24 protein-coding genes are annotated in these 23,088 nt (G+C 47.9%); 14 read left to right on the top strand and 10 right to left on the bottom strand.

Annotated features, from left to right (window positions below; translation table 11 throughout):
• Nucleotides 1-3: 3 nt before the first annotated feature.
• Nucleotides 4-690 (top strand): alpha/beta hydrolase, encoded by a 687-nt coding sequence (locus Q0577_RS22165; protein ID WP_298740218.1) that lies wholly within the window; start codon nucleotides 4-6, stop codon nucleotides 688-690.
• Between the two features lie 140 nt (nucleotides 691-830).
• Here Q0577_RS22165 and Q0577_RS22160 read toward each other — a convergent pair whose 3' ends face one another.
• A complete protein-coding gene (locus Q0577_RS22160) occupies nucleotides 831-1,298 on the bottom strand; it encodes an Lrp/AsnC ligand binding domain-containing protein (RefSeq protein ID WP_029465139.1) in 468 nt (155 codons plus the stop codon).
• A 517-nt stretch (nucleotides 1,299-1,815) separates the two neighbouring features.
• Between Q0577_RS22160 and trmB the strand changes: the two genes are divergently transcribed.
• The 7 genes from trmB (at nucleotide 1,816) to Q0577_RS22125 (ending at nucleotide 6,678) form a co-directional block, all read left to right on the top strand.
• A complete protein-coding gene (gene trmB, locus Q0577_RS22155) occupies nucleotides 1,816-2,523 on the top strand; it encodes a tRNA (guanosine(46)-N7)-methyltransferase TrmB (protein WP_298740216.1) in 708 nt (235 codons plus the stop codon).
• Nucleotides 2,495-2,707 carry a DUF5522 domain-containing protein gene (locus tag Q0577_RS22150; RefSeq protein WP_366884893.1) on the top strand — a complete coding sequence of 71 codons (213 nt, stop codon included), beginning with the start codon at nucleotides 2,495-2,497 and terminating at the stop codon, nucleotides 2,705-2,707. The genes trmB and Q0577_RS22150 overlap by 29 nt, the downstream gene beginning before the upstream one ends.
• Nucleotides 2,625-3,029 (top strand): MGMT family protein, encoded by a 405-nt coding sequence (locus tag Q0577_RS22145; protein WP_366884891.1) that lies wholly within the window; start codon nucleotides 2,625-2,627, stop codon nucleotides 3,027-3,029. The genes Q0577_RS22150 and Q0577_RS22145 overlap by 83 nt, the downstream gene beginning before the upstream one ends.
• 11 nt (nucleotides 3,030-3,040) lie before the next feature.
• Nucleotides 3,041-3,484 carry an IPExxxVDY family protein gene (locus tag Q0577_RS22140; RefSeq protein ID WP_298740215.1) on the top strand — a complete coding sequence of 148 codons (444 nt, stop codon included), beginning with the start codon at nucleotides 3,041-3,043 and terminating at the stop codon, nucleotides 3,482-3,484.
• Nucleotides 3,485-3,569: 85 nt separating this feature from the next.
• Complete coding sequence (locus Q0577_RS22135; RefSeq protein ID WP_298740213.1) at nucleotides 3,570-3,800, top strand: 4a-hydroxytetrahydrobiopterin dehydratase; 231 nt, start codon at nucleotides 3,570-3,572, stop codon at nucleotides 3,798-3,800.
• 17 nt (nucleotides 3,801-3,817) lie between these two features.
• Nucleotides 3,818-5,899, top strand: a complete 2,082-nt coding sequence (locus tag Q0577_RS22130) for a histidine kinase (RefSeq protein WP_298740212.1) — start codon at nucleotides 3,818-3,820, stop codon at nucleotides 5,897-5,899.
• Nucleotides 5,900-5,934: 35 nt separating this feature from the next.
• Nucleotides 5,935-6,678, top strand: a complete 744-nt coding sequence (locus Q0577_RS22125; protein ID WP_298740210.1) for a response regulator — start codon at nucleotides 5,935-5,937, stop codon at nucleotides 6,676-6,678.
• A gap of 170 nt (nucleotides 6,679-6,848) precedes the next feature.
• Here the strand turns inward: Q0577_RS22125 and rho are convergent, their stop codons facing one another.
• Complete coding sequence (rho, locus tag Q0577_RS22120; RefSeq protein ID WP_298740553.1) at nucleotides 6,849-8,546, bottom strand: transcription termination factor Rho; 1,698 nt, start codon at nucleotides 8,544-8,546, stop codon at nucleotides 6,849-6,851.
• A 477-nt stretch (nucleotides 8,547-9,023) separates the two neighbouring features.
• On the opposite strand from rho, the gene asnS reads away from it, so the two are divergent.
• The 5 genes from asnS (at nucleotide 9,024) to chrA (ending at nucleotide 15,388) form a co-directional block, all read left to right on the top strand.
• A complete protein-coding gene (gene asnS / locus Q0577_RS22115) occupies nucleotides 9,024-10,460 on the top strand; it encodes an asparagine--tRNA ligase (protein ID WP_298740209.1) in 1,437 nt (478 codons plus the stop codon).
• 333 nt (nucleotides 10,461-10,793) lie between these two features.
• The gene (locus Q0577_RS22110; protein ID WP_298740208.1) at nucleotides 10,794-11,318 is read left to right on the top strand and encodes a biopolymer transporter ExbD; all 525 of its coding nucleotides are present in this window, start codon (nucleotides 10,794-10,796) and stop codon (nucleotides 11,316-11,318) included.
• Between the two features lie 195 nt (nucleotides 11,319-11,513).
• Complete coding sequence (locus Q0577_RS22105; RefSeq protein WP_298740207.1) at nucleotides 11,514-12,932, top strand: FAD-binding oxidoreductase; 1,419 nt, start codon at nucleotides 11,514-11,516, stop codon at nucleotides 12,930-12,932.
• 157 nt (nucleotides 12,933-13,089) lie between these two features.
• The gene (locus tag Q0577_RS22100) at nucleotides 13,090-14,049 is read left to right on the top strand and encodes a 2-oxoglutarate and iron-dependent oxygenase domain-containing protein (protein ID WP_298740206.1); all 960 of its coding nucleotides are present in this window, start codon (nucleotides 13,090-13,092) and stop codon (nucleotides 14,047-14,049) included.
• A 136-nt stretch (nucleotides 14,050-14,185) separates the two neighbouring features.
• Entirely contained in the window at nucleotides 14,186-15,388 is a 1,203-nt protein-coding gene (chrA, locus tag Q0577_RS22095; RefSeq protein WP_298740205.1) for a chromate efflux transporter, read from the top strand.
• 24 nt (nucleotides 15,389-15,412) lie between these two features.
• On the opposite strand, the gene Q0577_RS22090 is transcribed toward chrA, so the two are convergent.
• The 4 genes from Q0577_RS22090 to Q0577_RS22075 are packed head-to-tail and all read right to left on the bottom strand — an operon-like array spanning nucleotide 15,413 to nucleotide 19,989.
• Nucleotides 15,413-15,892, bottom strand: coding sequence for a hypothetical protein (locus Q0577_RS22090; RefSeq protein ID WP_298740204.1), 480 nt, complete (start codon nucleotides 15,890-15,892; stop codon nucleotides 15,413-15,415).
• 42 nt (nucleotides 15,893-15,934) lie between these two features.
• Complete coding sequence (gene ligD / locus Q0577_RS22085; RefSeq protein WP_298740203.1) at nucleotides 15,935-18,493, bottom strand: DNA ligase D; 2,559 nt, start codon at nucleotides 18,491-18,493, stop codon at nucleotides 15,935-15,937.
• Nucleotides 18,490-19,287 (bottom strand): Ku protein, encoded by a 798-nt coding sequence (locus Q0577_RS22080; RefSeq protein WP_298740202.1) that lies wholly within the window; start codon nucleotides 19,285-19,287, stop codon nucleotides 18,490-18,492. The genes ligD and Q0577_RS22080 overlap by 4 nt, the downstream gene beginning before the upstream one ends.
• A 21-nt stretch (nucleotides 19,288-19,308) precedes the next feature.
• Entirely contained in the window at nucleotides 19,309-19,989 is a 681-nt protein-coding gene (locus Q0577_RS22075; RefSeq protein WP_298740201.1) for a DUF6766 family protein, read from the bottom strand.
• 90 nt (nucleotides 19,990-20,079) lie between these two features.
• On the opposite strand from Q0577_RS22075, the gene Q0577_RS22070 reads away from it, so the two are divergent.
• Complete coding sequence (locus tag Q0577_RS22070; protein ID WP_298740200.1) at nucleotides 20,080-20,427, top strand: hypothetical protein; 348 nt, start codon at nucleotides 20,080-20,082, stop codon at nucleotides 20,425-20,427.
• A gap of 90 nt (nucleotides 20,428-20,517) precedes the next feature.
• Here Q0577_RS22070 and Q0577_RS22065 read toward each other — a convergent pair whose 3' ends face one another.
• The 4 genes from Q0577_RS22065 to Q0577_RS22050 form a co-directional block, all read right to left on the bottom strand.
• Nucleotides 20,518-21,579 (bottom strand): DNA topoisomerase IB, encoded by a 1,062-nt coding sequence (locus Q0577_RS22065; RefSeq protein WP_298740199.1) that lies wholly within the window; start codon nucleotides 21,577-21,579, stop codon nucleotides 20,518-20,520.
• Between the two features lie 3 nt (nucleotides 21,580-21,582).
• Nucleotides 21,583-22,101, bottom strand: a complete 519-nt coding sequence (locus Q0577_RS22060; protein WP_298740198.1) for a CinA family protein — start codon at nucleotides 22,099-22,101, stop codon at nucleotides 21,583-21,585.
• Between the two features lie 90 nt (nucleotides 22,102-22,191).
• Nucleotides 22,192-22,794, bottom strand: a complete 603-nt coding sequence (locus Q0577_RS22055; protein ID WP_298740197.1) for a ferritin-like domain-containing protein — start codon at nucleotides 22,792-22,794, stop codon at nucleotides 22,192-22,194.
• A gap of 40 nt (nucleotides 22,795-22,834) precedes the next feature.
• Entirely contained in the window at nucleotides 22,835-23,026 is a 192-nt protein-coding gene (locus tag Q0577_RS22050; RefSeq protein ID WP_298740196.1) for a hypothetical protein, read from the bottom strand.
• Between the last annotated feature and the right edge of the window lie 62 nt (nucleotides 23,027-23,088).

The raw sequence follows: 23,088 nt of genomic DNA, 5'->3' as shown, positions 1-23,088 counted from the left end.
CCTATGAACCCCATTTTACTCCTTCATGGCGCGCTGGGTACCAAAGCGCAGCTGCAACCATTAGCCTCACTGCTGCGGCAGTACGAGGCACATACCATTAACTTCAGCGGTCATGGGGATGCAGGCCCTGCAAAAACAGCCCTCAGCATTCCATTGCTGGCAGCACAGACCGCCGCCTACCTGGAAGAGCATGCCCTGCCGCCGGTTCCCATTTTCGGGTACAGTATGGGCGGCTATGTGGCCATGTACCTGGCCCGGCATTATCCCGGCCGGGTAAGCCGGCTGATCACTTTAGGCACCAAATACCACTGGAATGCAGCTACCGCCGCCAGAGAACTGAAAATGCTGGATGCGGGCGTGATTGAACAAAAAGTTCCCGCCTTTGCAGCGGCCCTGCAGGAACGGCATGCCCCTCATAACTGGAAACAGGTGCTGAGTGCCACCGCCACCCTGATGCAGGCGCTGGGGCAGGCTCCCGCCCTGGGCCGGGAAGATTATGCCGCCATCAGCCAGCCCTGCCTGTTGATGCTGGGCGACCGCGACCAAATGGTGTCTTTACAGGAAACCGTGGATGTATATAAAGCACTACCGCAGGCTCAGCTGGCCGTGCTGCCTGGTACACCGCATCCCATAGAAAAGACGGACCCCAGCCTGGTGGCCGCGCTGGTGCAACGTTTCCTCAATGGCTGACGCCATTATGCGCTTACTATGCTTTTTCGCTTACGTAAATGTGAAAGTATATAATGCTATCCCTGGTGATTCCTTTAACTGCTATAGGTTGATTGCTATAGATTTATCAAATAATTTCACAACGTAGATCCGGGGAGCGTTTACTCCACCACATTAATAGTACGGTAAAAGCTCTCCTCTAAAGAGATGAGCGTCTCTGTTCTTTCTATTCCCTTGATCTTCTGCAGCTCATCATGCAATATGCGGCGAAGCTGGGTAATATCCTTGCAGATGATCTCTGCAAACATGCTGTAGCTCCCGGTAGTATAATTAAGGCGAACCATCTCAGGTATCTTGCGTAACTCTTTGGCTACCGTATCATACATGGAGCTTTTTTCCAGGTAGATCCCGATGAAGGCTATCACATCATAGCCGATCATTTTTAAATCTACATGTAATTTTGTACCTTTAACAATACCCAGTTCTTGCAATTTCTTCATTCTTACGTGGATAGTACCGCCGGAAACAAAGAGTTTCTTTCCCAGATCGGCGTAGGATATCTCCGCATTGTTCATCATCTCACTGATGATCTGAAGATCAAGTTTGTCAATATTCAAATTGTGGCTCATTTTTACAATTTGTTTTTGATTGTTTTAAACACACTTGCAAATATTTAAAAAATATCGAAATTTCAAAAATTTTTCTTAAAAAATTTGCAAAAAATACCCCGCGTCTTTAGATTTGCATCATTGAAAGTTTGAAATCAGAAACGCTGCCGGGTAAATTACCAAGGGCACTTCAGATAAAGAAGCTTTCAATTATAATGTGGGGTGATGGAATTGGCAGACATGCCCTCTTGTCTCGAGGGTGGGGAGTCCGGGATAAACGTAGCATAATGGGTTGACCACTAATCTTATTTGTGCTAAGGCTAACCGCCCCGTGGAGGTTCGAATCCTTCTCCTACAGCTTGGCAAAGGCCGTTTCAGGTAACTGGAACGGCCTTTTTGATATTAAATTCTCATTTCTTCACCCGGGCTTCTCTAAAGGTTTCACATGGGCTTCTCCTTGTTCCGGGTATAATTTCCCTTTTGGGTTAATATAATATCGTTCTGACCGTACCGGGGGAAATCTATACTTTTGCATCCCATGGGACAAAAAAAACTGCAACGTTTTGCCGAAATAGAGACTTTTCCTAATGTGCTGATCTACCCGGAAGGCATGCCCGGACAGTGGAAGCCGTTCTTTAAAAACGATCATCCGCTTACCCTGGAACTGGCCTGCGGTAAAGGCGATTATACCCTGGCGCTTGCCCGCCGCTATCCCGAAAGGAATTTCCTGGGGGTAGATCTTAAGGGCAACCGCATCTGGCGGGGCGCCAAAACCGCCCTTGAAGAGCCCCTGCCCAATGCCGCCTTCCTGCGCAGCCAGATAGACAAACTGGACCATTACTTTGCGCCGGGAGAAATATCCGAGATCTGGATCACCTTCCCCGATCCCTTCCTGCGTAAGTCAAAGTCCAAAAAACGGCTTACCCACCCCAAATTCCTCCAGCTGTATCAGCCATTACTGGCGCCCGGGGCTACCATCAACCTGAAAACAGACTCCCCCGAGCTGTATGCCTTTACAAAAGAGGTAACGGCCGCCTGTAATTGCCAGGTACTGGAAGATATACCAGACGTATATGCATTACCGGAGGTGCCCGAACTGCTGCAGATACGCACTTATTATGAAGGCATGCACCTGGCAGACGGCCGTACCATCCGGTTCATTAAATTTGCACTACCGGAGGCCCCGATAGACTGGCGCCGGGTTAAACTGCCCTCCGATGCAGACGCCGCTGAAGGAACATATTGATTTCTACTACAACGAGCAGGGCTATATGGTGTTCACTGAAAAATACCACCTGGAAAGAGGCCATTGCTGTGGCAACGGATGCAGACATTGTCCATTTGATTATGAAAACGTACCGGAGCAAAAAAGGGCTGCCCTCCTTGCCGCCCGCTGGCAACAGGAAAACCGGCCCGAAGGAACCAGCTGACACACCCTCCTTCTTTGAAAGGATCTATGAGCTGGTACGGCAAATACCTAAAGGCCGCGTAACCACGTATGGCGCACTTGCAGAAGCATCGGGCCTGAAGATCACCGCACGTATGGCAGGCTGGGCCATGTATGCGGCAGACCGCGCCCAACCTCCCATACCCGCACACCGCGTTGTGAACAGCAGTGGTGTACTGAGTGGCAAAGACCATTTTTCAACACCTACCCTCATGCAGGAATTACTTGAACAGGAGGGAATTGTTGTGAAGAAGGATAAAATCCAAGACTTTAAAACCGTATTTTGGGACCCGAAAAGCCCCTGAATAGATAATATATGTCGGCACTGAAACTAAAACTGGACCAGGATCAGCTTATAGAAGATTTCTTTGACAGCACTCACCTGCTTGGCATTGTTTCCACTGCACGCGATTACCAGCTTTGCTGGCAGATCAACCGCCAGCTGCGCTACCATTTCAGGGTGAACAATTCACTGGAGATCAATCTCTCCAAACACCAGCGTTCCTTCTACTTCACCGTGTTTGAATACCAGGAACCTACCAAATCTGTTGCCCATTACTTTTATAATAACCACTGCAAGGCAGAATTTTTACTGCCCGAGCTGAAACATATAGACTACCTCTGGCTGATCAAAGGAGACTTTTATCAACTGCAGGATGTAAAAAAATTAATAGACGAATTGCGCGATGTGGAGCTGGTACAATTAGTATCTTTATTGGATCTTAGAGAGATAAAAAATAAGGTGAATCTTATTTTTTAAAACAGGACAGTAAGCGTACATATTTTTTAAGATCCCCCCTAATATGCTCCCGGCAATATAATTGTTGGATACATAAATTTACTTTATGTGGCAGGAAAAAGATAATCAGCTGTACCGCTCTTTTGAGTTCAGCGATTTTAAAGACGCCTTTGCCTTTATGACAAAGGTGGCACTGGTAGCGGAAAAAATGAACCATCACCCGTACTGGATCAATGTGTACAACAAGGTAGAGATCTACCTCAGCACACACGATGCAGGTAACGTGGTGACGGAGAGGGATCACCGTCTGGCAAAAGCTATTGACGGTTTGTTGTAAAATTTATATTCATTCCCGTGAGTCGTTTTTGCTTTCTGCTATTGTTTTTATGTTACTCCACCGGCATTTTCGCATTAGCCCCCGCTGAAGATACCACCACGCTTGACCTGGCCGCTTTGCCCGCCAGTACAGACATGCGTTTCTATATCTACACGCTGGAAGAAAAAGACCGACAGCCTTACGATCCGTCACAGGTGCCACAGCAAAGCTTTACGGCTAACCCGCGCCTGTTTCACCAGGGCAAACAGAACAACCAGCGCGCACATGCCTTCTGGCTCAAATTATCTGTAAGGAACACCGGCACCATGGATTCCAGCCTTACCTTTTTTACCGGCTGGCATGATTATATGTACTGGTATGCCGCAAAACCCGGCGGTCCCTTAACCCTGGTATCAAAAGCCGGCCTGATGCTGGACAAGGGTGATGTAGACCGATGGGAAAATTATGGTTTCCCGGTACAGGTTCCTGCAGGGCAGACACGCGTTTTTTACCTGCACATCATCAACAAATCGTATAACGAGAATACCCTGATGCCGGTGTTATACAACGCACTGCAGTTTGAGCGCTTCCGTAATCAGCAGATGACCACTTACCGGGCAGAAGCCGTTGTGATACAGGTGCTGCTGGGTATGCTGATGGTGCTCCTCAGCATTGCCATCATTAACTATATACAGCTGCCCGACCGGTCTTACCTTTATTTTGCGGCCTATATCCTGGGCCTCATCCTTTTCTTTGCGCTGCGCCTGGAAAGCAAACCCTATCAGCTGTCTGTTTTCCATAACTGGCCGATGCTCAAATACTACTGGGACATACCGGCGCTGCTCTTTTGCTTTTACCTGATGTACCTGCTTTTTGGCAATGCCTTTCTCAACCTGAAGGAAAGGTACCCATACATGGAGGGCATCTTCACTATTGCGGCAGCATGTACAGGCGGCATTATCATTGTCTGCATGTATTGCATTGCCATTGAACGGTACCATTTACCCCGCATCATTTACAGCTACGTATACCTGGCCACGCTGCTGCCCCTGCTGCTGATATTTGTGGCCCTGGCCAAACGCTCCCGCCATCACCCGCTCGTGCGTTTCTTTTTGCTGGGCTCTGTGTGCTTTTATGCCGCCTGCCTGGGCGCTTTTCTTATGCAGATACGGCCCCTGGGGCTCACCAGCGCCCTGGGAGAGCTCTCCGCCCCTTCCATGCTGATGATCACCGGCGTATTGCTGCAGGCCATGTTCTTCCTGGCGGGGCTCAGCTATCGAAACAAACTGGCGCACCATGAACGGACCAAAACGCAGGAAATGCTCATTAAACAGCTGAACAAGAACAAGGAACTGCAGCGAAAGCTGAACGAGCAGCTGGAAGAACTGGTAAAAGAACAGACCTCCGAAATACTGCGCAAAAAACAGGAGCTGGAAGAACAACGGCAGATCCAGCTGGACATTGAATATGACAAGAAGCTCACCGAAATAGAACTGAAGGCCATACGGGCCCAGATCAACCCCCACTTCATTTTCAACTGCCTGAATTCCATCCAGTTGTTTGTGATGCAGCGGGACTATGAATACGCGCAGAAGTACCTGTCAGACTTTTCTTACCTGATCCGTAAGACACTGGATTTTTCCCGGCGTAACTTTATTTCGCTGGCAGATGAGATCACCTACCTGAATACTTATCTGGGTCTTGAAAAAATGCGCTTTGAGCATAAAATGGAGTACGATATCCGCCTGGACCCCGCCATTGCCACTGCAGAACTGGAAATACCCGCCATGCTGCTGCAGCCTTATGTGGAAAATGCCGTCAAATACGGGATGACCAACCCCAACCAGCCCATAGGACGGCTCACCATCCACTTCCGGCAGCTCCCGGGAGATATGCTGGAATGTATTATAGAAGATAACGGAATAGGTATAAACCGTTCCAAAGAACTCCGTACCTTGCCCAAACATCATCAGTCGTCTGGCATGGAAATCAGTTTTAACCGTGCAGAATTGCTGAATAAAATGTATAATAGCGGTATCCACATTGAAGTAATCGATAAATCAAGCCGTAACTTTGCTGAGAGTGGTACAATTGTGAGAATCTTAATACCGCAACTGTAGTATAGCGAAACCCCATTTTAACTAATTTATAATAAATGATAAAAGCAATTATTATAGATGACGAACGTAACAGCCGGGATATTATAGCCTTGATGCTGGGAAAATACTGCCCGCAGATACAGATCGTCGATACCGCATCAGATTGTAACGACGGTATCAGCAAAATAAAACAACACCACCCGCAACTGGTATTCCTTGACCTCGAAATGCCGGACGGCACCGGGTTTGATGTGATACAAGGCACACAGGGAGAAGCTTTTGAAGCAGTATTTGTCACTGCTTTTGAAAAAAAATTCCTGCACACCATCCGGTTCAGCGAAGTGGAGATCATCCTGAAACCCATTGATAAAGAAAGCCTGCTGCAGGCCGTACAAACCGTTAGCCGGCGTATCCTGGCGGAAGCCAGCAAACATCGCTACAAAGTATTGCTGGACAATTTCAATAACGGTAAACATACCTCCTGGAACCTGTTGCTGCCCCTGATCAATGGATCAGAAACCACTATACCCACCAATGCCATTGAATACCTGGAATCAGCTACCGATAAATGCACCTTTTACCTGGAAGATGGCGCAGTGCTGCAGGCAGACCGGAGTTTCCGGCATTATGCAGACCTTTTTATCCCCCTCAGGTTTTACCAGGTGAATAATACACAAATGGTACAGCTCTCCCATATCCACCGGGTATTGCAAGACAGCCAGCATATTCTGCTGAACAGCGGGGTACAGCTGGAGATCACCGAAAGACGTAAAAAGGACCTGCTGAGCTTCTATAAATAGTGGTGCTGGCATAACCACCGGCAAGGCCAGGAAGATACATGGCACCAAATCAGCCAAACCATTTGCACCCGGGCAACAGAAGAAAGCATACTGAGAAAGTATAAAAGCAATAAAAAAGGACGCGAATAATCTCCGCGTCCTTTTTTCTATTGCTTACTTTTTCTGGTCGGTTATCCGTTCATGGATATCAGGAACTCCTCGTTGTTCTTTGTGCCACGCATGTGCTGCAGCATAAAGTTCATGGATTCTTCCGTATTCATGTCTGCCAGGTGGTTACGCAGGATGTAGATACGTTTAAGCATATCCTTGTCCAGCAGCAATTCGTCACGGCGTGTAGACGAAGCAGTAACATCTATTGCAGGGAATATACGCCTGTTGGCCAGTTTACGGTCAAGCTGCAATTCCATGTTACCCGTACCTTTAAATTCTTCGAAAATTACCTCGTCCATTTTGGAGCCGGTATCTATCAAAGCGGTAGCCAGTATGGTGAGCGAACCACCGTTCTCTATCTTACGTGCGGCGCCGAAGAACTGTTTAGGTTTCTGCATGGCGTTAGCTTCCACACCACCGCTCAGTACCTTACCGGATGCAGGGGCCACCGTGTTGTGCGCTCTTGCCAGACGCGTAATGGAGTCCAGCAGTATCACCACATCATGACCGCATTCTACCAGGCGTTTAGCTTTCTGCAGTGCGATAGCAGATACCTTGACGTGTTTTTCTGCAGGTTCGTCAAAGGTAGAGGCAATCACTTCCGCCTTTACGCTGCGTTCCATGTCTGTTACTTCTTCCGGGCGTTCATCTATCAGCACCACCATCAGGTATACTTCCGGGTGGTTGGTAGCGATAGCATTAGCCACTTCTTTCAGCAACATGGTTTTACCCACTTTAGGTTGCGCAACTATCAGACCGCGCTGCCCTTTACCGATAGGGGTAAACATGTCCATGATGCGGGTAGAGTAGTTATTGGAAGTGGTTGTAAGCCTTAATTTCTCGAAGGGGAACAGCGGCGTAAGGTAATCGAAAGGTACACGGTCGCGCACTTCTTCCGGTTGTTTACCATTGATGGTCTCTACCTTCAGCAGTGCAAAATATTTCTCCCCTTCTTTAGGCGGGCGTACGGAACCTTTCACCGTATCGCCTGTTTTGAGGCCGAATAATTTTATCTGCGAAGGAGACACGTAAATATCGTCCGGAGAGCTGAGGTAGTTATAATCAGAAGAGCGCAGGAAACCATAACCATCGGGCATCATTTCAAGTACGCCTTCGCTTACAATAATACCGTCAAATTCTATGTTGAATACTGGTTCTTTCTTTGCGAAACGCTGTTGCTGGCGGGCCGGAGCAATAGGCTCTACAGGCAGTTCATCCGGTAAAACAAAATCATCCTCATCATCATCCGCAACAACTGGTTCTTCCTCTTCTTCCTGTTCATCTTCTGTGAATGCCGGCAGCACTATGTCTTCATCATCATCAAATGTAAGGGAAGGTATACTGTCAAGATCTATATCGAAGTCTTTTGTTTTGGATTTGGGAGTTTCTGTTTTTGGCTGTTCTTCTTCATGTTCCTGTTCGCCGGCTTTTTTTGTTCCGGGCTTTCTGCCCCTCTTGGCTGGCTTTTCCTCTACTGCGGCAGGTTCTTCAACAGTTTGTGTTTCTTCTTCTTCTTTTTTAACTGGTTTCCGTTTACGTGTTTTCTTTTCTTCGCCGTTGGCCGGGTTACCTTCTGAGGCCATTACAGCCTGCTTGTCCAGGATTTTGTAGATAAGGTCCTGTTTGCTGAGTTTCTTTGCGTTAGTTACATCGAGTTTTTCTGCAATATCAAGCAGCTCAGGAACGAGCATGTCGTTCAATTGTAAGATGTCGTACATCATCGTGAGTTGTCTAATTTTAGAAGTGTGTTGAGGCGGGTACCACTACATACCAACATACACCAATTACAAATAATTGTTTTTTTGAGTCCAATAAATTTAATTTGGTTTATTAAATCTGATAGGGATTGCTGAGTTCAGGACTGCTGATGAAGATGGAAACTTAAACTTAATCAGACAGATTGTAACTGCAAGATTAATACAAGTTTTACTATTATCCAAAAAAAAGTCCCCCTACGAAAGGGGCAGAAACCATTACCCACGGCAGTCCCCAGGCCTTCTAATCTCATACAAATCAATGCCATAGCCAGTCCCGACCATTTCAGATTTTTATCATCTTTAACCTCCTGCTGGATATCCCGTGTAGATTTAACATTTCTTTGCGCTGGCGGCCCTTTTGAGGGAACCCGTAACCCGGGCTATGGACTCTGCGCTTTAACCCTTATTTTTGCAATCCTAAAAATTAAAAAACAAATTATGAGCCAAAGAACGAAAGTCAGGCAAGTCCTGATAGACGACAAGGTCGATTACGACGTAACGGTAAAAGGTTGGATACGGTCTTTCCGTAATAACCAGTTTATAGCGTTAAACGATGGCTCAACCAATAATAATCTCCAGATCGTAATAGACCCTGCAACAGACCCTGCAGTAATTAAACGGCTTACCACCGGGGCAGCTATCAGCGTGAAAGGCACGGTGGTTGCCTCTCTTGGTAAAGGCCAGAAAGTAGAGGTAAAAGCCCTTGAACTGGAAATACTGGGCGACTGCGATCCTGAAAAGTATCCTTTACAGCTGAAGAACAGGCCCAGCCTGGAGTATCTGCGGGAAATAGCACACCTCCGTTTCCGCACCAATACGTTCGGAGCCGTGTTCCGCGTACGTCATGCTTTGGCTTTTGCCGTACACAAATTCTTTAACGACCGGGGCTTTGTATACCTGCACACCCCTATTATTACCGCTTCCGATGCAGAAGGCGCCGGTGAAATGTTCCGTGTTACCACACTTCCCCTGAACAACCCTCCCCGGAATGTAGACGGGGATATTGATTTCACCGAAGATTTCTTTGGAAAAGCCACCAACCTGACCGTATCCGGCCAGCTGGAGGGTGAACTGGGCGCAATGGCTTTTGGTGATATCTACACCTTTGGCCCTACTTTCAGGGCAGAGAACTCGAACACCGCCCGTCACCTGGCGGAGTTCTGGATGATAGAACCGGAAATGGCTTTTTATGACCTGGAGGATAACATGAACCTGGCGGAGGCCTTTATTAAATCGGTGATCGGCTATGTGCTTGAGCACAACCGGGAAGACCTGGAATTCCTGGCGCAGCGCCTGGCAGATGAGGAAAAACAGAAACCTCAGCAGGAACGCAGCGAAATGAGCCTGCTGGAAAAGCTGGAGTTTGTACTCAATAATGAGTTTGTACGGATCACCTACACAGAAGCCATCAATATCCTGAAAGATAGTAAGCCGAACAAAAACAAAAAGTTCCAGTACCTCATAGAAGAATGGGGCGCCGACCTCCAGAGCGAGCATGAACGCTACCTGGTAGAAAAGCATTTCAAAAAACCCGTGATACTGACAGACTATCCCAAAGCCATTAAAGCGTTTTACATGAAGCAGAACGACGATGGTAAAACAGTAAGGGCAATGGATATCCTTTTCCCGGGCATTGGCGAAATAGTAGGCGGCTCACAACGGGAAGAGAATTACGACAAGCTGGTGCAACGCATGGAAGAACTGCACCTGCCCGTGGAAGAACTGTACTGGTACCTCGACACCCGCCGCTTCGGCGCCTGCCCTCATGCCGGCTTTGGTCTTGGCTTTGAACGCCTGGTACTGTTTGTAACCGGTATGGGTAACATCCGCGATGTAATACCTTTCCCCAGAACGCCAAAGAACGCTGAATTTTAATCAACAGCATAAAGTAAAGAGAGGGCGGATCCGCCCTCTCTTTTTTTGTTGCCTCCCAGTCAAACTCCTATCACATTACTATCAAACTCCTGTTTTCCCGGTAGATATCCCGTATGTTACCTGTAACTTACCGGTATATCACCTGGCACTTTATATAAACAGCTTATCTACCGGTATTTACCGGCTGCCTTAAAAAGAAAATATTTATGCGAGATGAATCTTCACCGGCAACGGCGCGGCGCTATGCCTGAAACGATTTTTATGGAATCTGCTTCCTAACGCATCTCTATATACGAAAGCACATCCATTTTCTCATATATAAACCTTTACGCTATGGCAGACATTAACACTGCGGCCTCCGGCCGTAACAGGGGAAATACGCGCCGCAAGATCCACTCCACCCGCGTTGATATGACACCCATGGTAGATCTTGGCTTCTTACTCATCACCTTCTTTATGCTTACCACCACCTTATCACATCCCAAAACTATGGACCTGGTAATGCCGCGGTCAGACGGCGACGCTATGCAGCTGCCGCTTTCCAAAGCGCTCACTATAATACTGGGACGCAATAACCAGATCGCTTATTATGAAGGTATGGGTAATGATCCTGCGCAGCCTCCGCAGGTAAAATATACCGGCTTTGCCTCCCGCAACGGCATTGGCGATGTGATACGCGCCAAACGCAGCCAGGTGATACAAACGTCCGGAAAGAACGACCTGATGGTATTGATAAAAGCGGATGACCAGGCTAACTACAAAAACGTGGTAGATATTATGGACGAAATGCTGATCAATGATGTAGACCGTTATGCCATGGTGGACATTACGCCCATGGAAGCCGCCTTTCTGAAGTGATGCTGTGCTGTTTACCAGTTTTCATCCATTTCTTCCCGTTCTCCTGACGGATTGCGTTAATTAGTAACTATTTATTGTTGCTCATGCAGGTGAAACATAGTTTAGCATTTGGCTTTTAGCCTTCGGCCGTTCGGCCCCGCCGGTAGCCGGAAGCTAAGAGCCAATGCTATTTTTAACTCCCCAAATCATTCGTACATGACAACATTCGCTCCCCCTGAGATCGCGGCCGGTATAGTGCCCGATGAACAGATCGCTTCCTTCAGAGCAACGCTACGCGGAGAATTATTACAACCCGGCGATGAACATTATGATACTGCCCGCAAGGTATACAATGGTATGATAGATCGTCACCCCCGGTTCATAGTGCGCTGCGCCGATGTGGCAGATGTGATCAGCGCCGTTCATTTCTGCCGTGAACACCAGCTGCTGACCGCCGTAAGAAGCGGCGGGCATAATGGCGGAGGCCTGGGCGTATGTGACGACGGCCTGGTAATAGACCTTTCGTCTATGAAAGGGATATCCGTTGACCCGGAAGCCGGCACCGTATGGGTAGCCGCCGGCTGCACCCTCGGCGATATAGATCATGCCACCCACGCCTTTGGGCTATGCACACCCAGCGGTATTATTTCTACCACCGGTGTAGGGGGTATTACACTGGGCGGCGGACTGGGCCACCTTACCCGCAAATGCGGACTGGCTATTGACAACCTGCTGGCGGCCAATGTGGTGCTGGCAGACGGCCGGTTTGTAAAAGCAAGTCCCACCGAACATCCTGACCTGTTCTGGGCTATCCGCGGCGGTGGTGGCAATTTTGGCGTGGTAACCTCCTTCCTGTTCAGGCTCCATCATATCAGCCAGGTGTATGGTGGTCCTATGCTCTGGGAAATGGACAAGGCTGCAGACATCCTGAAATGGTACCGGTCTTTCATCAATATTGCCCCCGAAGAACTGAACGGCTTCTTTGCATTCCTTACCGTACCCCCCGGCCCGCCCTTCCCCGAACACCTGCACAACCGGAAGATGTGCGGCATTGTATGGGCCTATACAGGGCAGGCAGACAAAGCCGAAGCCCTGCTGGGGCCTTTATGCAGCCAGTTCCCACCCGCACTTGACCTGATGGGTTACCTGCCCGTTCCCGCGTTAAACAGTATGTTCGACGCCCTGTATCCCCCGGGCTTACAATGGTACTGGAAAGCCGATTTTGTAAACGAAATAAACGACGAAGCAGTTGCCGAACACGTTAAGTTCGGAGAAACGCTGCCCAGTATGCATTCTACCATGCACCTCTACCCCATTACCGGGGCTGCCCGCCGTCTCAGGAATTCGGATACCGCCTGGGCTTACCGCGATGCCAACTGGGCACAGGTAATTGTAGGAGTAGACCCCGACCCCGCCAGTAAAGACGCCATCACCTCCTGGGCCAGGGCCTATTGGGAGGCCCTTCACCCCTATTCTGCCGGTGGCGCCTACGTTAACTTTATGATGGACGAAGGAGAAGAGCGCGTTAAAGCCACCTACCGGGATAACTACGAACGCCTGGTAGATGTAAAGAATAAATATGACCCCGGAAACATGTTCTGCGTTAACCAGAATATAAGACCAACTGTTGTTTAATAGCGTCACTTCGCTTTTAACCGGTAAGGAGGATGTACATCCTCCTTACTTTTTTAACCTTATATGTCATACTGCCCTTCCGCGTTCCCCGGCTGCTCTGCTGATAGAATGACTTTCGTAATTTTACGGTACCTTTAGTTCTCTTAAAAGATCCATTATGGCAACCATTACCCATTCCATCCCTGTTGTGGACCTCGCCGCCTTTACCTCCGGCGATCCTAAGAGCAAAGCCGGGTTTGTGCAGGCACTTGGACAAGCATATGAAGAAGTTGGCTTTGTAGCGGTAAAAAATCACGGCATTCCGGACGAACTGATCGCAGACCTGTACAAATATGTACAGCAGTTCTTCTCATTACCTGGCGATGCCAAGCACCAGTATGAGCTTCCTGAGCTGGCCGGACAGCGTGGCTATACCTCGTTCGGGAAAGAACATGCCAAGGGGTTTGATGCGCCGGACCTGAAAGAGTTTTTCCAGTTCGGGCAGACCGTGGAAGATGACGATCCGATTAAAAAAGAATATCCGCCCAATGTATCCGTAAAGGAAGTGCCTGAATTCACTCCCACCTTTTTTAAGGCTTACCGGGCATTTGAAAAATCCGGTAAATACCTTTTGCAGGCTATTGCATTGTACCTGGGCCTGGATGAAAACTATTTTGACGACAAGATCCATAATGGCAACTCCATTCTGCGCGCCATCCATTATCCGCCCATTAGGCAGGAGCCTAAATCGGCCATACGTGCAGAACAGCATGAAGACATTAACCTTATTACGCTGCTGGTAGGCGCCTCTGCCGATGGTCTGCAGATCCTGGACAAACAGCAGAACTGGGTGCCGGTTACTTCCCTTCCTGAACAGATAGTGGTAAATGTGGGAGATATGCTGCAGCGACTTACCAATAACCGGTTAAAATCAACTACCCACCGCGTGGTAAACCCGCCCCGGGAAATGTGGCATACCAGCAGATACTCCATTCCTTTTTTCCTGCATCCAAAATCAAGTATGCGGCTGGACAGCCTGGAAAGCTGCATAGACGAAAATCATCCGCCGGAATATGAGCCTATTACTGCAGGAGAATACCTGGATGAACGTCTGAGAGAAATAGGTTTGAAGAAATAGTATTTCAAATTCCAAAATCCAAATTCCAAATTCCAAAACGCGGAGAATATCGTGAAGATGATTGCACGTTTGGAATCTGAGTACTGGGATTTGGTATTTGGAAATTGGAATTTGAAATTTATTTTTAAATTGGGCCGTGTTCCTACGTCACATTCCTTTTTTAAAAGCTGTATTGTTTCATAGCATTACCGCCTATGGCGGCCCTCAGGGCCATCTGGCAATGATGCTCAAAACGTTTGTGCAGCAACGTAAAGATGTTACGGAAGAAGAGTTGATGGAATACAACGCTTTCTGCCAGTTGCTGCCAGGCGCTTCTTCCTCGCAGACGCTTACCCTTATTGGTTACAAACGGGGGGGCGTGCCGCTGGCCGTTCTTACGCTGCTGATCTGGGTTACCCCTGCCTGCCTGCTAATGGGCTCTCTTAGTTTCCTGCTCCAGTATTTTGATAAGAAAGCGCTTAATGTAGATATCTTCAAATTTGTACAACCCATGGCCGTTGGCTTCCTGGCCTTTGGGGGCATCAGGGCTTATAATATCAGCATCCGCAATACGGCCACATTTGGCATCATGCTCGGCGCCATGCTGGCCTCCCTGTTCCTGAAATCTCCCTGGACCTTTCCGGTACTGATCATATTAGGTGGTATTGTTTCCAATTTCAGTAATAAACGCATCCCGGGGTCTACAGAGAAGCCCCGTAAGATCCAGTGGACAAATTTATGGCTGTTTGCATTGCTGTTCATCATGGCTGGCTTTTTCTCAGAGCTGGCCCGTACACATAACTGGATCACCAGGAGACCGTTTAACCTTTTTGAGAACTTTTACCGTTTCGGCAGCCTGGTATTTGGCGGGGGCGATATCCTGATCGCCATGATACTGGAACAATATGTGACCCGCGCCAAAACACAGTTTATGACGGCAGAAGAGCTGCTCACCGGCGCAGGTATTATGCGCGCCCTGCCGGGGCCCACCTTTTCGATGTCCGCCTATGTTGGGGGGATGGTAATGCGCAACCTGGGAATGGGCTACCAGTTCCTGGGCTGTTTGCTGGCGCCGCTGGCCATTTTTCTTCCCAGTTTGTTACTGGTACTGTTCTTCTTCCCGATATGGCATAATCTGAAAAAGTATGTGGTGATATACCGGGCCCTGGAAGGTATCAATGCCGTTGTGGTAGGCATTATGTGGGCAGCCACTGTCATGCTGTTCATCGCGATATTTACCGTTCCTGTTAACTGGTATAACATGGCGGTGATGATCTTTACACTGCTGCTGTTATGCAAAACGCAGCTCCCTTCTCCCTTTATTGTATTGGCCTGTTTGTTACTGGGCTGGTGGTTCTGAGCAGGACGTTATAACCAAAGTATATCAATCCCCACCTGCACTCTTCTGGTTACGTTTAAAATAGGCGGCGCCCATTAAGGCCGCCAGCAAGCCTACTATACCGTTGGAGAAAAGGACGTTACTGATCAGGAATATCCAGAAATTGCGCGGCATATCCACTTCCATTGAGCCCCTGTCACTGGCCATTAATGTGCTGCCCGGGTTAGCCTGCACAATCAGATGCAGGATCACGGTAAAGATGGTAAGCACCACTGTTACTATCAGGGTAATGCGGAAACCAACCATGAACAGCGCTTTTGCAGATGCCCGCTCGCCTTGCTGACGATAGTAGTGCCATACTGCCAGCAGTACGCCCAGGAAAAGCACCAGGTTAACAAAATACCCGGTCCATAATGCCGCGTATATATTGGTCATGTAAAAAATAAGCGTCAGTATAATGGAGATAACGGAAATGGTTATACTATAAACGAGACCAACTTTTACTGGATGATGTATTGTTGCCATAATGTACCAGTTTTAATGTTCTGCTGTTATATTTTACAAACTCTATTCCATTTCCGCCTTTGCCAGCTTCTCTATCTGCTGAATCACTTTTTTCAGATCGTTCTTTTCGCGCTGTACAGGTTGCCAGAGATCGCCTTTGTCCGCTATACGGGTCAGCATGTTCCGGATATTAAAATCCGCTATACGGAGCCGCTCATTCACTTCCTTCCACTCCAGTGGCGCGGACACTGTTGCACCTGGTTGCGGGCGTACTGAATAGGGCGCCGCAACCGTCTGTCCGCGACTGTTCTGCAGATAATCCACATACACCTTCTTTTTTCGCTGCGATTTCGCTCTTACAATACTGGTAATACCCGGTAACTGCTGATGGGTTTGCCGTGCAATATATTCCGCAAACAGGCGGCAGGTTTCGTACGCATATTTCGCACCCGTAGGTATATAGATATGCAATCCTGAAGCTCCGGAGGTTTTACAATAGGCAGACACCTTCATACCGTCCAGTATCTCTTTGATACAAAGAGCGGTTTCTACTACGGCATTAAAGCTGATCGCCTCCGGATCAAGGTCCATCACCACATAATCCGGCTGGTCAAGACGGCTGGTGCGTGACAGCCAGGGGTTCACCTCGATACAGCCTAGATTAACCATGTAGGCCAGTGTAGCTTCGTTATTACATACCAGGTAATCCACATCTTTACCGGTAGAAGAGGCATGCAAGGGAACTGTTTTGATCCAGGCGGGAATCGTTTCCACGTCAAGGTCTTTCTGATAAAAACTGCTGCCCTTGATGCCGTTGGGAAAACGGTGCAGGCTGAGGGGTCTGTCTTTAAGATAAGGCAGCAGGGTGGATGCTACTCCCATGTAATAATCGATCAGCTCACCTTTGGTGATCTTTTCATCCGGCCAGTAGATCTTCTGCTGGTTACTGAGCGGAACATTTTTCCCGTTCAGTTTCATGGACCGCTCGTTTTCCTGCGTGTTGTTAATTTTAGTTTTAGTGGCCATATCAACTGGTTTTGCAGTTTCCTGATGAACTTCTTTTGCCGTTTTATCTTCACGTAAGCCCAGGAAGATCGGCATTCGCATAATACCGCTTTCCGTCCAGACCGAAAATTTAACCTGGCACACCAATACCGGCGACACCCAGGTTACCGGCATATTGGTTTTGATCTTCTCATTAAATACCGGGGGCTGGCGGCGAAGTGGCTGCAGCTGTTCATACAGCATATCTATCAGTTGTGCATTGAGACCTCCTCCGCAATGCCCAATGTATCTCAGGGATCCCTTATCATCCTGTACGCCCAGTACCAAAGCGCCAATCTTTTTGCGGCTGCCACGGGGAGCCGTGTAACCACAAATAATGGCCTCCTGCTGATTGGTAATTTTTATCTTCAGCCAGTTCATGGTACGCCTGTTTTCCTCATACACACTGTCCGCCTTCTTTGCGATAATACCTTCCAGCCCTTTCTCTGCCGCTTTTCTGAACAACTGCTCTCCATTCTTCATTACATGATTGGAATATTGGATGGCTTTATCACCCAGCTGCTTTATCACTTCTTTCAGCAAAGCCTTCCTTTCTGTCAGGGTAAGCTGGCGCGTATCTTCTCCATTCAGGTATAACAGGTCAAACACCATGTAAGTAAGCTTGCCCTTGCCACTGTTTCTGTAGTTCTGGAGGGCCTGGAAGTCTGACTGCCCTTTACTGTCAAGCACAACTATCTCTCCGTCCAGCACCACACTGTGCGCAATTTTCTCTACGGATTTAACTATCTGTGGATAATCTTTGTTAAATGAGGTGTGTTTACGCGAATAGAGATCGGCCTTACCTTTATGTACCTCCGCGATAGCGCGGTAACCATCCCATTTAGGCTCAAACAACCAGCCCTCACGGCTGAATGGCTGGTCTACCAGGGTGGCCAGCGCAGGTTTATACTTCTTTGGCGGAGCGGCGGTTCCGGCCTTCAGCTTTTTTGCCGGCCGGGCTTTTTTTTTAACGGCAACCTTTTTAGCCGGTGCCCGGCCCGGATGCTCCTTTTCCTTAAAACGGATGCCTTTCTCTATTACTCGTTTCGGCGTATAATCTTCGCTGTTATATGCGGCCGTTACTGCATACTTATCTTTATGCTTCAGCAGGAGCCATGAATTTTCTTCACGTCCCTTCATTTTCACCAATGCAAATTCACCTTTCAGTTTCTTTCCTTTCAGCACAATTTTAAGGTTGCCCTCTTTAATTTCTTTCAGCGCGGTTTTGTCAAAATCCTTTCCGTCTGCATGCAAGAGTTCAAACGATCCTTTGTCCCATATATAGACAGTGCCTGCGCCATAATTACCGGCGGGTATCTCTCCTTCAAAATCTTTGTAGTCATAAGGGTGGTCTTCCACATGCATGGCCAGGCGTTTATCTCCCGGGTTCAGGGAGGGCCCTTTTGGTACTGCCCAGCTTTTAAGCACGCCTGCTACCTCCAGGCGGAAATCATAGTGGATACGGGAAGCATGATGGCGTTGCACCACGAATATATGCGTTCCTTTTTTGCTTTTTCCTCCCTCAGGTTCTGCGGTGTTGCTAAAGTTCCGTTTGTTTTTGTACGTGGTAAGACTCATGATGCACGTTTTTTAGTACCGCTCCGGCCGCTGCCATTGCCAAGACTGGCCTTCAGCTGATCGAACAGGTCGTCGCTCTTGGTATGTACGACTTTCATTTTCTTCACTGTAGGACGTTTGCCTGCAGCTTTAGCCTTAATGATCTTCATCAGTTCTGCGGTATATTCATCTTTATACTGGCTGATATCAAAAGGGGCGCTGTATTGTTTCACCAGCTCTTCAGCCATATCCAGTTCTCTTTTACTGATTTTGGTACGGGCGTCGGGCAATGTAAGATCATCGGGTGTGCGTAGTTCCTGTTCAAAACGCAATTGCTGTAAAAGCATGTAATTATCTCTGGGCCTTACCACGGCCAGGTGCTCCTTGCTGCGCAGTACAAACCTGCTTAGCCCCACCTTTTTGGTTTTTTCCAGCGTTTTAAACAGCAATTCATACGCTTTGGCGCCGCCTTTGTCTGGCTCAATGAAATAAGGGGATTCATAATAAATATCATCGATCTCATCTTCCTTAACAAAAGACTCAATTTCGATGATCTTATTTTTCTTGGGGCTGGCCGCTTCAAAATCCTCGTCTTCCAGTATCACGTATTCGTCATTGTACAAATAACCTTTTACGATCTGCTCCCATGGCACCTCTTTACCCGTGTCTTCGTTTACGCGCTGAAACCGGATGCGGGCGTGATTCTTCTTGTCCAGCATATCCAGGTCCAGCCGGCTGTCCTGTACGGCGCTGTATAGTTTCACTGGTATGTTCACCAGTCCGAAACCAATTGCTCCTGACCATATTGATCTCATAAGCGTAGTTATTTACAGTTGTTATTCACCTGTTTGACTATGCGGCGCATCCACCGGTTTTGATTGCGACGATCCCTGTTGCCGCAGGTAAATGGTAAGAAATACAATGGCTGCAACAGACATGAATTCACTTTGCCAGTTCTGAAACGACTCAAACCAGAACCGCTTATTAAGCAGATATTCCCCCACAGATGCCGAAGGCTTATGCATGGCCCGCTGCTCCACATTATAATCACCCCTGCTGCCCTTGAAATGCAACACAAATGATACCATAAATAGGAGAAGGAAAACCAGGGACAGGGAGCGTTTATAGAGGGCCAGTATTAAACCACCCTTTTTCACCGGCCATGGAGCGCCTGGGTGAGGTTGCGGCTCCCGGTCTACCTCTTCCGGCTTATCAAGGTCTTTTGATTCGGCAGAACCCTTCTGTCGCAGCCAGATGGTAAGACAAACAAAGGAAACCATTTGCAGGAACTCACTTTCCCAGTTTTCAAATGTGGCCTCCAGGAAGTGGTTACTTACCAGGTATGGCAAAAAGGAAATGGCGGCGCCTCCTTTTTCAGACAGTTCTTCATTATGTTCCAGCCAGCCGGTATAAGCCTGTCCCCCCAGGGAAAGGATCAATAGCAGCAGAAACGTCAGTGTTAGGCCGTTACGGTAAAAAAAACCGTGGCGCGGGTGTTTATCATCATCATTATTCATGTCGCTGATTTTAAGTTTATTTTAAACTTTACAAATGAAGTGCCGGTGGCATAACTTTTGGATTTTAAACAAGAACTAAATCCCTTTTTTATGCAAGACAAACCAGGTGAAATGACCACGCTTAGCCAGGTAATGGCCAAGATGAAAACCAAGGGTTATGACAACGAGTTTAAAATGAGTGATCATGGAAGGATGCAGCGTGCAGAAGCCAATAAGGTATATAACCCGGAAGACCTGAAGATTGTAAGAACCTTCCGATTTGAAGGGGAGTCAGACCCTGCCGATTCTACAATACTGTACCTGCTGGAAGACAAGGACGGTGAGAAAGGATATGTACTGGATGCGTATGGCGCCTACACTAACCACGAGGAGACCGGCTTTGATGACTTCATTAAAAAGATCCCCGTAGAGGATCGTGAGGAGCAGGAATTATTCTGATATGCTGATGCAATAGTGCTGATGTGCTGATGAAAAAGAGACGATATCGTCCATTTATCAGCACATCGGCATTTGAGGCCCCCTGTACTTTTATTTAAGCTTCTTCAGGAACTTTAACAATATCTTCTCATCGTTATGCAGGTCTCCCTTATCCGGCGCGTTCCTGCTGTTACGCACCTGCTGCAGGTAAGGTTCCAACGCATTGTTCTCATATGCCTGCAGCAATCCCGGGTGCACATAATACTTCTTACAAACGGCCCTGGTATTCCCCAGTTTGGCAGCAACACTATCAATTACGTAAACAATATTGCGCTTACAGCCGGCGGCTGTGGTAAAGGGCGCCAGGTCTGCCAGCTGGTTAAGGGCATGTACCGTACCTGCCCAGGTCCGGAAATCTTTACAGGTATAATCTTCGCCGGTGCACTCCTTCAGGAAATCATTTACATCTCCCGAGTCCAGGGTCTTTGTCTCACCCTGTTCATCATAGTATTGAAACAATTCCTGGCCAGGAATATCCTTCATTTTTCTTAACAGCTTTGCCAGTGAGCTATGTTTGATCACGATACGCTGCACAACTCCTTTCTTACCTTTAAAATGGAAAAACAGCGTATTACCGTTAATCTTTACATGCTGGTTACGGAGTGTGGTAAGCCCATAGGAGCCGTATAATTTCTCATAAGCGGCATTCCCTACCCTTATCCAGGTCTCCTGCAGTACACTCAGTGCAACGGCGGTCACTTTGTCCTTATCCATCGTCTTTTTCCTGAGCCTGGCCTTCAGCATCTTTCTTATCTGAGGTAGTTTTTCCCCAAAATGTAGGAGGCGGTCGTACTTTGTTTCATTGCGTACCTGGGCCCAGGTAGTATGATAACGATATTGTTTGCGGCCCATGGCATCTATGCCGGTGGCCTGCAGGTGGCCATTAGGCCAGGGGCATATCCATACCTGTTCCCATGCCGGTGGCAGTACCAGTTTGCGGATACGTTCCAGTGTATCTTCATCTGTGATCCGCCGGCCGTCCTGGTCCGTATAGTACATTTCATCTCCACGCTTTACCCTTGCATAGCCTGCCGTATTGGGTTTCACATACCGCAGCCTGGCGGCCCGGGCGGTAATAACGGGATCGGCAGCTAATATATCAATGTTCGCCATATACTAACCGTTCTTGGTTGCTCCTCCATTGAGCGTACTGAATCTATATTCCTTAAAACGGCCATAGCAGGTGTAAATGATTTCCCGCGCATATTCCTGCATTACCTCTTCCGGATGTCCTGCCGAAGGTATAATTTTGCCCGAGGCGATGATCCTTCCTTTACAGGCAATGGCATAGTAAGCAAACAAGTCGGTGATATTCAGTTCGGGCACCGGTGCGGCATATCCTGTTACGGCAATGCCGGCATTACAATTGAACAGCGTGCATACGCCCAATGCCATCTCGGCAGCTACCTCAGGCGATACTGCATTTACAGCCTGGGCATGTATAGGTTCTACACCCAGGTGCTTTACTTTCTGCCCAACATTGTAAGCAGTAATGCCGCCCTGGAAAAAACCGGTGGCGCCGCTGGCCCTGCTGAAATGCACCTGCAGATAACCTGCCGTAACACTTTCGGCCACGGCAATGGTAAGGCCCTCCGCCTGGCAGTATTTGCATATATAATCCAGATATTCCTGCATGAATATAGTTTAACACGTTTTACCAGAAAGGCCTCCAACATAGTGTATGCAGAGGCCTTATCGGGTTTCCATCCAACAAATACAGCTTCTTTATTCTGTAGCGGCTTCTTCGTTTATAGAAGTCTCTGCAATTTCGGTAAGTTGCTGATCGGTTTCCTTTTCCTCGTTCAGTGTTTGCTCCAGCAGGGAGGCTATTTCATTTTGCCCCATTTTAGTTGCCAGTGCACAGAGGCTGCCATAAGAAGCTATTTCGTAATGCTCAATTTTCTGTGCGGCTATGATCAGTCCGGCATCACGTACTGCAGTATCCTCATCGGTGTCTTCGATCACTGTCTGACCTTCTGCTATCAGTCCTTCCATAGCTTCGCATTTCTTGCCCATTGCTCTTACGCCGAGCATTTCAAATATTTGTTCCAGGCGGCTCACATGTTCTTTGGTTACTACAGTATGTTCTTCTATTGCTGCTGCCAGTTCTTCAGAGGTAGCGGCCTTTTGCATCTTGGGTAATGCTTTTACGAGATGTTTTTCTGCCCAGTAAATATCTTTCAGTTCATCCAGGAACAGGTTATGAAATTTAGACTGCTCCTCGTTCCTGCCGCGGGAAGAGGATCTGGATGATGCTGATGATGATCTGGAGTTTGTTGTTCTTGACCTGGATGATGTTCTGGAGTTTACTTTTGTTGTACCAGCCATAAGATTAAAATTTGAAGGTGAAGAAATTAGTATTGAATAGTTAAGCTTTTTTGCGGTCTTGCGGATCGGCGGGTTTACGTTTTATTTCCCTTTCAGGAATTTCGTCCGGTATGTCCCGTTTATCCGGAGATTGTTCTGAGGGTGATTCACCTTGTTTCCCGGGCGGATGTTTTATTTCCGGCGGAACTTTCGGGTTGCCTTTTTTATCGCCCTTGTCCTGTCTCGGTTTCATGGCTTAAAAATTTTATTCAGTGAAAAATAGCAACAATGAAAAAAATGTGTGCAGCATAATTA

It is taken from the genome of uncultured Chitinophaga sp. (genome assembly GCF_937898475.1).
Lineage (GTDB): Bacteria > Bacteroidota > Bacteroidia > Chitinophagales > Chitinophagaceae > Chitinophaga.
Note: the sequence above shows the minus strand (reverse complement) of the source record. Positions and strands in the feature narration are given on the sequence as shown.

Bases quoted from the DNA above. Each gene is read 5' to 3' on its own strand.
- Q0577_RS22165 (WP_298740218.1), top strand. From the start codon at position 4: ATGAACCCCATTTTACTCCTTCATGGCGCGCTGGGTACCAAAGCGCAG.
- Q0577_RS22160 (WP_029465139.1), bottom strand. From the start codon at position 1,298: ATGAGCCACAATTTGAATATTGACAAACTTGATCTTCAGATCATCAGT.
- trmB (WP_298740216.1), top strand. From the start codon at position 1,816: ATGGGACAAAAAAAACTGCAACGTTTTGCCGAAATAGAGACTTTTCCT.
- Q0577_RS22150 (WP_366884893.1), top strand. From the start codon at position 2,495: ATGCAGACGCCGCTGAAGGAACATATTGATTTCTACTACAACGAGCAG.
- Q0577_RS22145 (WP_366884891.1), top strand. From the start codon at position 2,625: ATGAAAACGTACCGGAGCAAAAAAGGGCTGCCCTCCTTGCCGCCCGCT.
- Q0577_RS22140 (WP_298740215.1), top strand. From the start codon at position 3,041: ATGTCGGCACTGAAACTAAAACTGGACCAGGATCAGCTTATAGAAGAT.
- Q0577_RS22135 (WP_298740213.1), top strand. From the start codon at position 3,570: ATGTGGCAGGAAAAAGATAATCAGCTGTACCGCTCTTTTGAGTTCAGC.
- Q0577_RS22125 (WP_298740210.1), top strand. From the start codon at position 5,935: ATGATAAAAGCAATTATTATAGATGACGAACGTAACAGCCGGGATATT.
- rho (WP_298740553.1), bottom strand. From the start codon at position 8,546: ATGTACGACATCTTACAATTGAACGACATGCTCGTTCCTGAGCTGCTT.
- asnS (WP_298740209.1), top strand. From the start codon at position 9,024: ATGAGCCAAAGAACGAAAGTCAGGCAAGTCCTGATAGACGACAAGGTC.
- Q0577_RS22110 (WP_298740208.1), top strand. From the start codon at position 10,794: ATGGCAGACATTAACACTGCGGCCTCCGGCCGTAACAGGGGAAATACG.
- Q0577_RS22105 (WP_298740207.1), top strand. From the start codon at position 11,514: ATGACAACATTCGCTCCCCCTGAGATCGCGGCCGGTATAGTGCCCGAT.
- Q0577_RS22100 (WP_298740206.1), top strand. From the start codon at position 13,090: ATGGCAACCATTACCCATTCCATCCCTGTTGTGGACCTCGCCGCCTTT.
- Q0577_RS22090 (WP_298740204.1), bottom strand. From the start codon at position 15,892: ATGGCAACAATACATCATCCAGTAAAAGTTGGTCTCGTTTATAGTATA.
- ligD (WP_298740203.1), bottom strand. From the start codon at position 18,493: ATGAGTCTTACCACGTACAAAAACAAACGGAACTTTAGCAACACCGCA.
- Q0577_RS22080 (WP_298740202.1), bottom strand. From the start codon at position 19,287: ATGAGATCAATATGGTCAGGAGCAATTGGTTTCGGACTGGTGAACATA.
- Q0577_RS22075 (WP_298740201.1), bottom strand. From the start codon at position 19,989: ATGAATAATGATGATGATAAACACCCGCGCCACGGTTTTTTTTACCGT.
- Q0577_RS22070 (WP_298740200.1), top strand. From the start codon at position 20,080: ATGCAAGACAAACCAGGTGAAATGACCACGCTTAGCCAGGTAATGGCC.
- Q0577_RS22065 (WP_298740199.1), bottom strand. From the start codon at position 21,579: ATGGCGAACATTGATATATTAGCTGCCGATCCCGTTATTACCGCCCGG.
- Q0577_RS22060 (WP_298740198.1), bottom strand. From the start codon at position 22,101: ATGCAGGAATATCTGGATTATATATGCAAATACTGCCAGGCGGAGGGC.
- Q0577_RS22055 (WP_298740197.1), bottom strand. From the start codon at position 22,794: ATGGCTGGTACAACAAAAGTAAACTCCAGAACATCATCCAGGTCAAGA.
- Q0577_RS22050 (WP_298740196.1), bottom strand. From the start codon at position 23,026: ATGAAACCGAGACAGGACAAGGGCGATAAAAAAGGCAACCCGAAAGTT.